Source organism: Rhodospirillaceae bacterium (assembly GCA_002728255.1).
Classification (GTDB): domain Bacteria; phylum Pseudomonadota; class Alphaproteobacteria; order UBA7887; family UBA7887.
On record PBWV01000006.1, the window covers coordinates 86639 to 99138 of the forward strand.

12 protein-coding genes and 1 pseudogene are annotated in these 12500 nt (G+C 46.9%); 4 read left to right on the forward strand and 9 right to left on the reverse strand.

Annotation, left to right across the window (positions count from 1 at the left end; translation table 11 throughout):
* Positions 1–2 precede the first annotated feature (2 nt).
* Positions 3–212 (forward strand): hypothetical protein, encoded by a 210-nt coding sequence (locus CMM32_02050; GenBank protein MBT05688.1) that lies wholly within the window; start codon positions 3–5, stop codon positions 210–212.
* A pseudogene (locus CMM32_02055) lies at positions 209–3894 on the forward strand (methionine synthase). Before CMM32_02050 ends, CMM32_02055 begins: the two are co-directional and overlap by 4 nt.
* Before the next feature lie 91 nt (positions 3895–3985).
* On the opposite strand, the gene CMM32_02060 reads toward CMM32_02055, so the two are convergent.
* The 6 genes from CMM32_02060 to CMM32_02085 all read right to left on the reverse strand — a co-directional run bounded on the left by CMM32_02060 (position 3986) and on the right by CMM32_02085 (position 9620).
* Positions 3986–4858: a 3-hydroxybutyryl-CoA dehydrogenase gene (locus CMM32_02060; GenBank protein ID MBT05689.1), complete on the reverse strand. Its 873-nt coding sequence runs from the start codon at positions 4856–4858 to the stop codon at positions 3986–3988.
* 30 nt (positions 4859–4888) lie between these two features.
* Positions 4889–5821, reverse strand: a complete 933-nt coding sequence (locus CMM32_02065) for an electron transfer flavoprotein subunit alpha (GenBank protein MBT05690.1) — start codon at positions 5819–5821, stop codon at positions 4889–4891.
* Positions 5821–6570, reverse strand: coding sequence for an electron transfer flavoprotein subunit beta (locus tag CMM32_02070; GenBank protein ID MBT05691.1), 750 nt, complete (start codon positions 6568–6570; stop codon positions 5821–5823). Before CMM32_02070 ends, CMM32_02065 begins: the two co-directional genes overlap by 1 nt.
* A 136-nt stretch (positions 6571–6706) precedes the next feature.
* Positions 6707–6919, reverse strand: coding sequence for a hypothetical protein (locus tag CMM32_02075; protein MBT05692.1), 213 nt, complete (start codon positions 6917–6919; stop codon positions 6707–6709).
* Between the two features lie 93 nt (positions 6920–7012).
* A complete protein-coding gene (locus tag CMM32_02080) occupies positions 7013–8707 on the reverse strand; it encodes an acyl-CoA dehydrogenase (protein MBT05693.1) in 1695 nt (564 codons plus the stop codon).
* A 118-nt stretch (positions 8708–8825) separates the two neighbouring features.
* A complete protein-coding gene (locus tag CMM32_02085) occupies positions 8826–9620 on the reverse strand; it encodes a tRNA glutamyl-Q(34) synthetase GluQRS (GenBank protein ID MBT05694.1) in 795 nt (264 codons plus the stop codon).
* Positions 9621–9780: 160 nt separating this feature from the next.
* Here CMM32_02085 and CMM32_02090 point away from each other — a divergent pair, with 160 nt between their 5' ends.
* Together CMM32_02090 and CMM32_02095 are read left to right on the forward strand one after the other, a co-directional pair.
* On the forward strand, positions 9781–10452 hold the full coding sequence (locus tag CMM32_02090; GenBank protein ID MBT05695.1) for a phospholipase: 672 nt from the start codon (positions 9781–9783) through the stop codon (positions 10450–10452).
* Positions 10453–10600: 148 nt separating this feature from the next.
* Complete coding sequence (locus CMM32_02095) at positions 10601–11158, forward strand: HNH endonuclease (protein MBT05696.1); 558 nt, start codon at positions 10601–10603, stop codon at positions 11156–11158.
* 16 nt (positions 11159–11174) lie between these two features.
* Here CMM32_02095 and CMM32_02100 read toward each other — a convergent pair whose 3' ends face one another.
* From CMM32_02100 to CMM32_02110, 3 genes are all read right to left on the reverse strand, one after another.
* On the reverse strand, positions 11175–11720 hold the full coding sequence (locus CMM32_02100; protein MBT05697.1) for a demethoxyubiquinone hydroxylase family protein: 546 nt from the start codon (positions 11718–11720) through the stop codon (positions 11175–11177).
* A 42-nt stretch (positions 11721–11762) separates the two neighbouring features.
* Positions 11763–12284, reverse strand: coding sequence for a hypothetical protein (locus CMM32_02105; GenBank protein MBT05698.1), 522 nt, complete (start codon positions 12282–12284; stop codon positions 11763–11765).
* Positions 12272–12500, reverse strand: a 229-nt coding sequence (locus tag CMM32_02110; protein ID MBT05699.1) for a cytochrome B, incomplete at its 5' end; no start/stop codon positions are given. The genes CMM32_02110 and CMM32_02105, both read right to left, overlap by 13 nt.

A 12500-nucleotide genomic window follows, 5' to 3' on the forward strand; every position in this document is an offset into this window, starting at 1 on the left:
ACATGCCTTTTGGGAGAATGCCGAATGGGTCTAGTGAAGCCAACAAGGTGACCCGGGATATCGGGTGTGATCAGTTTCTAGGTTTGATTTTGGAAGGCGTAGAGGAGCTGCATTTCTGCACCTTGAATCGCTCGGATTTAATTGTAGCGACATGGGACTTTGTGAGTTTTAGGTTTACTTCTTCTCCTTCATTTTTAGGCGCAGGCTCATGAAGGAAAATATCCTGGAGTCAGCAGAGAGTCGAATTCTGGTGATGGATGGAGCCATGGGCACCATGATCCAGAGGCAGCAGTTGGGTGAGGTTGATTATCGCGGGAAAAGGTTTGCCAGTTATTCAGCCGAGTTATTCGGAGCAAACGATTTACTCAATTTGACCCAACCAGATTTGATCAAAGAAATCCACCTAGCTTATCTCGAAGCGGGCGCTGATATACTAACTACTAATACCTTCAACTCCAACCTTATTTCTATGTCCGATTATAAGCTCGAGGGTATAGTTAAGGAGTTGAATTTTGAAGGTGCGCGTCTTGCTAGACAGGCAGTAAACGCTGTCGCTCCGGGCTCCCGGCCAAGGTTTGTGGCTGGCACGTTAGGTCCGACCAATAGAACGGCCTCAATTTCACCAGATGTNTCTGACCCGGCTCATCGCGCTACAAATTTCGATGACCTACGGCTGGGTTATCGTGAGGCGGCAGAAGGTCTCATGGAAGGCGGGGTTGATCTATTTTTATTAGAGACAGTTTTCGATACGCTGAATGCAAAGGCAGCGCTATTTGCATTTGCGGAGTTATTTGAGGAAAGGAAGTCATCCCTTCCAATAATGATTTCTGGAACTATTACTGATCGGTCGGGCCGAACTTTAACTGGCCAAACGGTGGAGGCATTTTGGTGTTCGGTGCGTCATTGTGGTCCTATAAGTGTGGGGCTGAACTGTTCCTTGGGGGCAGAGCAACTGAGGCCATATGTAGCTGAATTGTCACCTATTGCAGATTGTTTGGTNAGTGCTCATCCAAANGCTGGATTTCCTAATGAGTTTGGTGAATATGAAGAAACGCCTGAACAGACAGCGGAGTTTTTGCATGAATGGGCAGAGGAGGGCTTGGTAAATATCTTGGGGGGGTGTTGTGGTACCACGCCCGCGCATATAGAAGCAATTGCTGCCTCAGTGGAGGGAATATCTCCACGATCCTTGCCCGNGCGGCTTCCCGTGCTCGCTATTTCTGGACTAGAAGCCGTAAGTGTACGGCCATGATCCCGGGCTTTGTTAATATAGGTGAGCGAACGAATGTGACAGGCTCAGCTAAATTCCGCAAACTCATAACGGATGAAGATTATGAAGGAGCATTGCAGGTCGCTCGCCAGCAGGTTTTGAATGGAGCACAGATACTTGACGTAAATATGGATGAAGGCCTGCTAGATAGTGAGCAAGAAATGAGGCGATTTTTACGTTTAATCGCCTCCGAGCCGGAGATTAGTCGGGTACCTCTGATGATTGATTCTTCGAAGTGGGAGGTTATAGAGACAGGCCTGCAAAATGTTCAGGGCAAGAGCATAGCAAACTCAATTAGTCTCAAGGAGGGAGAGGCTCTTTTCNTGAAGCAGGCGGAGTTAGTCCGAAAGTATGGTGCGGCAGTCGTTGTGATGGCTTTTGATGAGGCAGGCCAGGCCGATACCGAAGAGAGAAAGTTTTCAATATGTGCTCGCAGTTATGAATTGTTGACAAGACAGGTGGGATTTTTCCCGTCTGATATAATTTTTGATCCTAATATATTCGCCGTTGCTACTGGGATCCAGGAGCATAACGAATATGCACTTTCTTTTATCAATGCTGTTAGGAGGATAAAAGACGCGTTCCCGCTCGTCCATATCTCCGGCGGGGTATCAAATATTTCGTTTTCCTTCAGGGGCAATGAGTTTGTCCGAGCTGCCATGCATGCGGTGTTTCTATATCATGCAGTTAAAGCAGGAATGACCATGGGTATCGTTAATGCGGGTCGCCTTCCTGTTTACAGTGAAATCCCGAGGGCACTAAGAGATCGAATCGAAGATGTTTTTTTTAATCGGGAGCCAGATGCGACAGAACGTCTGTTGGCCGTTGCCAATGAGCATAGTGGCAAAGGTGTCCAAGACCGACTGGCAGATCTCTCGTGGCGTGAGGGGGAGGTTGGGTCACGTCTCAAGCACTCCCTAGTTCAAGGTATTAGTGAGTATATTATCGAGGACACCGAAGAGGCTCGCCAAAATTCGGTGAGGCCATTGGATGTTATTGAAGGGTACTTGATGGAGGGAATGCGGGAGGTCGGAGAATTATTTGGAGCTGGCAAGATGTTTCTGCCACAAGTAGTTAAGAGTGCGCGGGTAATGAAGCAATCCGTCGCTCATTTGACCCCGTACATGGAAGAAGAGAGAATCAAGGGAAGTGTTCTNGCGAGGAATGCGGGAAAGATATTATTAGCTACTGTTAAAGGGGACGTCCACGATATCGGGAAGAACATTGTCCGTATAGTACTGCAATGTAACAACTATGAAGTTGTTGATTTAGGGGTGATGGTCCCTTGGATGGATATTTTGACAGTTGCTCAAGAGGAGAAAGTTGATCTAATTGGGCTCTCGGGGCTTATAACACCAAGCTTGGATGAGATGCGAACAATTGGTAGGGAGCTCGATCGCGCTTCCATTGATCTGCCTTTGTTGATTGGTGGTGCAACCACTAGTTCGGTGCACACCGCTCTTAAAATTGCACCGACTTATAGTGGTCCAACTATCCACGTGACTGATGCTTCCACAGCAGTTGGGGTGGTAAGTAAGTTGATTTCCGATCAGGAACGTCAGGGGCTTATTGATGAAATTGGTCAGCAGCAAGATTTTATCCGTAAAAGGCATCAGAGTTCCAGTAGGAAGGCAACTAAGTGCCCGCTTTCAGAGGCCCGGAGGAATAAACTGTGCATTGATTGGGATTCCTATGTTCCGCCTGAGCCCCCTTCTGCAGGTCCTGAGTATTTCCTAGAGTATGATATAGTAGGGCTTCGCGAGTACATTGACTGGACCCCTTTTTTCCAGGCATGGGAATTAGCGGGACGATTTCCNGCGATCCTTGAGGATGAAGTGGTAGGAGAGGTAGCCAGTAATTTATATCAAGATGCTTTGGTGATGTTAGAAAGAATCATCCAAGGTAATTGGCTAACAGCAAAAGCAGCTATCGGGTTTTGGCCGGCGAATTCGGTAGAAGATGATATCGTCCTATTTTCAGATAATGATAGGAATCGTGAGATAGGCCGCTTCCATACATTGCGTCAGCAGATGAAGCGGGAAGGCTTGCGGGCCAATTATGCCCTCTCCGATTTCGTTGCTCCTTTGGATAGCGGTATCCCAGATTACATTGGAGCTTTTGCTGTCACGGCAGGACATGGCTGTGAGCGCGTAGTCGCTCAGTTTGAATCTGAAAATGACGAGTACAGTGCGATTTTAGTTAAAGCTCTCGCAGATAGGCTGGCTGAAGCATTTGCGGAACATATGCATGAGAGGGTTCGGAGAGAGTTTTGGGGTTATGAAGCTGGGGAGAAGTTAGACAATAAATCGTTGATAGATGAGTTGTATCAGGGGATACGGCCTGCACCTGGTTATCCTGCCTGTCCTGATCACACGGAAAAACGGACCCTGTTTTCGATTTTAGATGCTCCAAATATGATTGGCACAAAACTTACGGAAAACGATGCTATAACGCCGGCAGCATCTGTATGCGGCATTTACTTTAGCCATCCGGAGAGTAGGTATTTTGGAGTTGGAAAAATTGAGAAGGACCAAGTCCAGAGTTATGCCTTACGAAAAGGATTGGATGTAGCGGAAACTGAGAAGATTTTACGGCCAATCTTAAATTATGATGANGGCGCATAAGGGATTTGTGAAGGTCCGCCGAAATGGATATTGGTAAGCAATTATATTTTGAAGAGGTCACCAGGGTGTACATTTGTGGCCCATAAAGAACTTATATTGTAGGCGCCGGACTTTCTCCAGAATAGTCATAAAAACCCCGGCTGGTTTTGCGACCCAGCCAGCCAGCTTCTACATACTTTATCAACAATGGGCACGGTCGATATTTACTATCAGAAAACCCGCGGTATAGTACTTGCATCACGGCTAGGCATGTATCAAGCCCTATAAAGTCAGCNAATTGAAGGGGGCCCATGGGGTGGTTCGCGCCCAGCTTCATTGCAGAGTCAATGGCAGCTATGTCTCCGATTCCTTCNTGCAAGGTATATATTGCTTCATTAATCATCGGAAGCAGGATTCGATTTACCAGAAATGCGGGGGAGTCCTGAACACTGATTGGCGTTTTCCCCAACCNTTTTGCAAGGCTAGCAATTATTTCGAAAGTCTCAGGCGCTGTGGCTATGCCCCGTATTAGCTCAACAAGCTGCATTGCTGGCACTGGGTTGAAAAAATGCATTCCAATAAATTTTTCAGGTCGATCTGTCGACGCGGCTAGGCGGGTGATAGAAATAGAAGAGGTATTGCTAGCAATGATGCANTCTTTGTTTAGGGTTGGAATAAGATTCTCAAAAATCTCCTTTTTTACTTCTTCTCGTTCGCTGACTGCTTCAATAACCAGATCGACTTCTGCGAGAGGTCTGGTGTCCAAAACACACGTAATACGGCTGATCGCAATTTCTTTTTCCTCTACAGATAATTTTCCCCTGGAAATTTGTCGGTCAATGCCCCTATTGATTGATTGGATGGCTCTCTTTAGTTCATTCTCCCCAACGTCCGTGATAGTTACTTCTAGTTCAGATAGGGCACAAACCTGCGCTATGCCCGCGCCCATTTGGCCTGCCCCTATAATTCCAATTTTTTCAATCATGCAAAATATCCCCGCGTTAAATGGAGCCAATCAAGTTTCTAATGCCGCTGTTAGTGCAGGCACGACCTCGAAGAGGTCCGCCACAATGCCGTAGTCTGCTATTTGGAAAATCGGCGCTTCTTCATCCTTGTTGATAGCTACAATAACTTTGCTGTCTTTCATCCCTGCAAGGTGCTGAATAGCTCCTGATATGCCTACCGCAATATAAAGTTCTGGTGCTACAATTTTCCCTGTTTGACCCACTTGGTAATCATTGGGGACAAAGCCTGCATCAACTGCAGCCCGAGAAGCGCCGACTGCTGCACCAAGCTTATCGGCTAGGGCTTCAAGCAGCACGAAATTTTCCCCGTTTTGCATTCCTCGTCCACCAGACACGATAATTTTTGCGGAGGTCAGCTCTGGTCTTTCCGACTTGGAAATTTCAGTTCTTAGGAATGAGGAAAGATCGTTTGTGTGTGTTGAGACTACTTCCGTTATGGAAGCGTTTCCCGTNAGCTCNACAGCCTTAAAGGCTGTAGTGCGGACCGTGATAATTTTTTTAGGATCGGAAGAACGGATTTTTGCCAATGCGTTGCCAGCGTATATTGGCCTTATAAAGGTATCTGGGGATTGCACTTCGGTGATGTCGGAAATTTGCTGGCAATCCAATAATGCAGCCACCCTAGGCATGATATTTTTGCCAAAAGTAGAAGAGGGACAGAAAATATGACTGTAGCTCGATGCGGATGCAACGATGATTGGTGCAATGTCTTCCGCTAGTTGGTGTTCACACGCCGGCATGTCAATTAAAAGAATATTAATTGCGTTGGAGATTTGTGAAGCTTGCTCAGCAACCTGGCGGCAGTTATGCCCGGCGACAAGAATATCTATCGGAAATTCCAGTTGCTCTGCTGCACCGATGGTATTTAAGGTNCTCGGCTTGAGTTCTTGATTGTCGTGTTCGGCTATGACTAGGCTATTCATTATATCACTCCCGCTTCGTCGCGTAATTTTTCAAGCAGAGCCTCGGTGTCGGACACGATAATTCCAGCTGATCGTTTAGGTGGTTCGGATATTTCGAGAACCTCAAGTCTAGGGGTGATATCAATCCCGTATTCGTCTGGAGATTTCTCCACAACCACTTTCTTCTTGGCCTTCATGATGTTTGGNAGAGAGGCATAGCGAGGTTCATTGAGTCGCAGGTCAGTTGATAAGATGGTTGGAAGAGAGAGTTGGACAGTCTCCAGGCCTCCGTCAATCTCACGAGTTACTTCGGCAGACTTTTCCGAAAGCTCCAACTTAGAGATAAAAGTGCCCTGGCTCCATCCAAGTAATCCAGCCAACATCTGGCAACACTGGTTACTGTCATCATCAATTGCCTGCTTGCCAAGTATTACTAGGTCAGGTTGCTCTTCTTCTACGATTTTTGCGAGTAGTTTTGCTACGCTGAGTGGCTCAAGCGATATATCTGTTAACACATGTACGCCCCTGTCTGCCCCCATAGCAAAGGCCGTTCGGAGAGTTTCTTGGCACTGTTTAGGTCCCATAGAAACGGCGATTATCTCATCCACCTTTCCTGACTCTTTAAGCCTGACGCACTCTTCCACAGCAATTTCATCAAATGGATTCATAGACATTTTCACGTTATTGGTTTCTACGCCGGTCCCATCCGATTTGACCCGTATTTTCACGTTGTAGTCTATGACCCTTTTTACTGCGACTAATACCTTCATTTAATTGATCCTCCCTACTTGGAAACCGGCCTCGACAAGAAGTCCTAGCAGGGGCTCCAGTGCCATATTGATAAATTTATGTCAACGCCATATAGCTACTTGTAGTCCTACTCGAGGCAATTTCCTGTAGCAACTGCTAACCTCTGGAAACCGCAACAAATAACAATATAAGAAGTATAGCTAGTCCTTGAGTCGCCACGCGAACTCTCATTAATTTGTTTCCATATCTGCGATTAAAGTCGCCGCCACGAAGCATGCCAATAATGCCAATGCCTAGGACGATAAGCACTGCAATTAAAGAAAGAATAATCAACATCGGTAGAACGGCTGCTAAGGCTTCCAATTCCATTTTCTCCGCAAGTTAGAAAGATAACCTGATCGATCGTATTATGGAGCTATTTGTGCATAAATACTATGGCGTTAGCAGGAAAGATCTGTCTCTCTATTGTCGGTGATGTAGAAATTGGCTTTGTTCTAGAAGTCGGCGCGCAATGATTTGGGCTTGGATCTCTCCAGTTCCTTCAAAAACGTTAAGTATCCTCGAATCCACTAAGACCCTGCTAATTGGGTACTCTTCGGCGTAGCCATTCCCACCATGTACTTGCACAGAGTTATCGGCTGCGGCCCAAGCCACTCGGGAGGCAAGTAATTTTGCCATTCCGGCTTCTAGGTCGCATCGTTCGCCGGAGTCCTTTTTGCGGGCCGCAGACCAAGTTAGCTGTCGGGCAATCATAATCTCCACAACCATGGATGTAAGTTTCCTATGTATTCGAGGGAAATCAAAAATTGGTCTCCCGAATTGCACTCGGTCCTTAGCATAATTAAGTCCAAGTTCGAGAGCGCATTGTGCCACCCCTAAAGCACGAGCCGCTGTTTGAATACGGGCGGTTTCCATGCTTCCCATAAGTTGTTTGAAGCCCTGGCCTTCAAGTCCGCCGAGAAGATATTCCTTGGGAACAGAAAAGTCTGAGAAGGCAATTTCGTATTCTTTCATTCCTCGGTAACCAAGTACTTTAATCTCAGAGCCTGACATACCTTGAGCAGGAAACAAATTTTTGCCGTCGCCCCTTGGTTTGGGTGCCATTAGCAGGCTGACACCCTCATATCCTTTTTTTGAGCTATCTGTTCGGACCAACATGGTCATCAAATCTGCTCGAGAGGCGTGTGTAGACCAAGTTTTAGCCCCCGTAATCAAGTAGTTACCTGCCGAGAGGCGTGCTTGGGTGGCTACAGATGCAAGGTCGGAGCCAGTCCCAGGTTCGGTGAACAAAGCTGTTGGGAGTATTGCGCCCCTAGCGAGGCCCCCAAGCCACAATTCCTTCTGAGCCTGTGTTCCATGAAGTAATATCAGGTCAGCCGCTATTTCGGTCCTGGTGGCTAAGGAGCCAACTCCTAAATATCCTCGGCACAATTCTTCAGTGACCATACACATGGTGATTTTTCCAAGCTGAACGCCTCCCCATTCTTCGGGAATAGTGAGCCCGAATACACCGAGTTCGGCCATTTGAGAAATAATAGCATCAGGAATAAGTAAGTCTCCTCTATGCCACTTTTGGGCACTGGGAGTTATTTGTTCGTCGGAAAACCTCTTAAACTGCTCCCTGATCATGCTGAGGGAGCTATCCTTGATACCAGGATTGCCGAAGTGACCTGCCGATATTAATTCCCCCATATCTGAACGAATTTGATCGCTGGTCCCGTACTGAATCAGTTGACTTACTTCATCAGTTTCAAAAGCTTTTTGATTTGATGGATCGATACCAAGGTCTGCCAGGCGCACAATTTCTACTTGGCTCATAGCTATTCCACCTGTGATCTGGGCTAGATACTCGCCAAACCCTGCTGCTAATATTAATCGTTCGAGATCTGTCAATAAGCCACGTTCTTCAAGCGTCTTTGCCCACACTAAAAGTTGACGCAGCGCTTCGCCATAAGTGGCTAGCCATGCGTAACCATGGGCCGCAAATTGTTTTTCATTCAATTTGGCTGATGATACCTTTCCATGATCCATTATTGAGAGGGCTAACTGGTGGTGAACTTTGTTTTCCAGAGCTTCCAAGGAGAGAATGGCGGAGTCGCAGGTTTCCAATAAAGTCTGGGTGTTCGTGTAATCAGTAGTATTTTTTGATGACGTCATGGGTATGGGGATCCGTTTGGCGTTATAAGCTGATGTTGCTGGCAGGGCTGGCCAATGGAACGTAAGGAGCTGCTCATGTCAAGATTAGCCCAGCCTATCTGAAGTTATTCCAATATTCTCAGTTATACCCAATCATTGCTTTGATGGTGGCTGGGGTTTCGCCAGCGCGGCGAAGAGATCGAATAGTTGGAGCTCGATTACGTTTGGAAAGTCTCTCGCCGTGATGATCAGTTATCAACTTATGGTGGTTCCATGTAGGTGTATCCAGTCCTAGAAGCGCTTGTAACAGTCTGTGAATATGCGTTGCATCAAAGAGGTCTATGCCACGGGTAACCATATTCACGCGTTGTCTGTGATCATCCACTGTGACAGCTAAATGATAACTTGTTGGAACATCTTTTCGAGCTAGAACCACGTCACCAGAGACGTTCTTGCATTCTTGGGTTCCTCTTTCTTCATCCAGCCAAACTAAAGGGCCGGTATGTTTGATGGCTTTGTCTACGTCAAGGCGTAGGGCATAAGCTTCCCCCCCACCGATACGTTCCTGTTGTTCGGTTTCGGAGAGAGCTTTGCAGGTCCCTGGATATTTGTGGCCATGGAGTTCATGTGGCGCCGCACCGGCCTGGGAGATTTCGGCCAAAATTTCCTTTCGGGTACAAAAACATGGGTAGAGAAGACTGTCCTGGGATAGCTTATCCAAGGCGCGTTTATACTCATGCATGTTTTGTGATTGTTTTCGTGCTTGTCCATCCCAGTTAAGGCCCAGCCATAACAGGTCTTCAAAAATGGCTTCCTCAAACTCTTGGCGGCACCGGCCAGTATCGATATTTTCGATTCTTAACAAGAACTTCCCATTTTGTTCTCGGGCTAGATGCCAGGCGTGAAGGGCAGCGAAAGCGTGGCCTAAATGCATTAAGCCGGTGGGGCTCGGCGCGAACCTGGTCACAATTTTGTTATCGTGGCTCACAAGCGCTCCCCATGGTGGGAATATTAGGTGGGCTGAATTTCATTGTTTGTTACTCTACCAGCATGGCATAAGAGTGTTACGTAAAGTTGTAGGGATTACATCGAGTATGGCCGATATTAAACTGGATGGGCCGCGTAGAAGGCCTGCAAATGGTGCAAAAGCCACGAGCTTAGCGGTTCTTTTGCACGGAGTGGGATCTGATGGCAATGATTTAATTGGACTCGTCCCTCATTGGGCAGATTTGCTTCCGGGAACTGAGTTTGTATCGCCCCATGCCCCATATCCGTATGACATGGCTTCTCAGGGAAGACAATGGTTTAGCATTCATGACGTTTCCCCTGAAGCAATGTTTTCTGGCATTTTAGAGACGTCTTCAGTTCTGGAGGAATTTTTGCAAGACGAGCTTGTCCGCACAGGTATACCACCAGACCGACTTGTTTTAGTGGGTTTTAGTCAAGGTACAATGATGAGCCTCCACACCGGGCTATGTGGGGGGCTCCCTTTAGGAGGGATATTGGGTTATTCCGGGAGGATGGTTTTGGATCCATCAGGGTCGGCGGGAATTAAATCTCGGCCGCCAACTATGCTCATTCATGGAGATAGTGACGATTTGGTGCCAGTGACAAGTATGCTTGAGGCGGTCCAAGTGTTATCGTCTAACGATATTCTTGCTCAGTGGCATATATGTCGGGGACTAGGTCACAGTATTGACCAACAAGGTCTGGTCATCGGGGGTAGGTTCTTGCGTGATTGTTTGAGCGGGGTTGCATCAGTATGAATTAAACGAATGGTATTCTATATATGGGGTGCCAATAAATATTTTTTGATTTAGTTGCTTTGGAAGTGTTTACATAGATGTCGCAGAATGGCGATAGTGGTTTGGTAGGCTGAACCGCCTATAGTGAGAGCACGAAAGGACTTTATTGATGGAACCAGGCGAGTGTCCAGCGCTTGTACTGAACGCTGACTACAGGCCATTAAGTTATTTTCCCTTATCGCTTATTCCATGGCAGGAGGCCATTAAATCAGTGGTTTTAGCCCGGGTCCAGATCGTGGCTGAATACGAAAAAGAAGTTTCTTCCCCATCGATAAAGTTGCGTTTGCCTAGTGTTATCTCGTTAAATAGATATGTGCATTGTGAGAGACGACCGGCTTTTACCAGGTTCAACGTTTTTTTGCGAGATGGTTTCACTTGTCAGTATTGTGGATCTGAATTTCAGCCAAGTGACTTAACGTTTGATCATATTTTGCCGCGTTCTAAAGGTGGCGTTACCAGTTGGACAAATGTAATCACTTCGTGTGCTAGATGTAACCTTGCTAAAGGGAGCGCAACGTTAAAGGAGGCGGGCATGACGCCGAAAAAGATGCCTAGGGTTCCGAAGGTGGCCGAACTTCAGTCATTAGGTCGTTACTATTTGCCTAGTTATCTTCACAAAAGTTGGGTGGACTTTCTATGCTGGGATGGTGAGCTAGATAGAGTCTAGGTGTTCTTATGGGCTTTTAGAATCTCTCCGAAAGCCAAATGGCCGTTCGTGTCGCCGAGCGCACCATATTTTCTAATACCTTTAATCCAGCATCACGGCCATGGATTTGGTTTGACGCTGTTTCCCGGTGGCTAATTTCATCACTCCGAAATTCCAATAATTTTTTCCGCAAATCGACCTCGTCCTCTTCGAGTTGGTTAATTTGCGCTTTATAATGCTCATCAATGACTGACTCTACGGCTACAGTGCACGTCATGGCGGCTTTTTCCCCCAGTATTGCGCTTGCTACGCCCAGTCCATAGCCTGCGACGTGCCATAATGGACTCAGAATAGTCGGCCGGACTTTGCGTTTGACCACCATGGTATTGAAATAATCCAGGTGTTTTTGCTCTTGGTGGGACATCTCCTGTATTATGGGTGCCGAAGGGGTGCCTTGCAGTACGCGGAGCTGGCCATCATAAATTCTGGCAGCACCGTATTCTCCTGCATGGTCTACTCTGATCATACGTTTGACCAACTGCTCGCCAGTTAAGTCGCCCGGCAATCGCTTGTTTTTTTTCATTCTATCTAGCTTTACTATTTGCAGTGTGATGGTTTTTTCCGTTCATCTTTTAGTCCAGGTTCTTACTATGTATAGGGAGAACAGGCTAAGGAAAGCCGACCAAAACAAGTTCCATGTTGCCAAGGAGAGTCCAAAAAGGGACCAGGTAACGTCACTACAGCTTACCATAGGAGCCGAAAGTATGGCTTCTTTCAATTCTGCAACGGTAAGTGCCTTTGTGCCTTCGGCAGTGCATCCTCCAGTCCCTGTCCACCAGCGGTTTTCGACTCCAACGTGGTATAGTGCAAGAATAGTTCCGAAAGATAGGACCATAGCACATAACCCAGCTAAAGTTACTGATGGCAGGATCCGCCGTTTGGTCCGATTGGCCAGCCAACCTGCAGCGCATAGGAAGCATACAGCACCATAGCAGGCTCTTTGATACAGGCACAACATACAGGGTGGTGCTGTGTAGAGAGTTTCTACTAGGTAGGCCCCTAACAAGCTCAAAATCCCAGCTAAACCCAGTCCAAGAAAGAATGTAGATGCGTATTGCAAGCGGGTGTTGATATCTATAACAGCCATGAGATTACCAAGTAACCGACAAAGAGAAAGGCCAGAGAGAGGAGCAGAAGTTTATTCAAATGCTTTTCAATGAAAACACGCATGGCATCTCCAAAAACATAAAGAATTAAGCTGATTCCGAAGAAACGGAGTCCCCGAGACACAATCGAGGCTAAGACAAATATCCATATATCGAGGTTGGCGACCCCACTGGCTATGGTAAATACTTTATAGGGA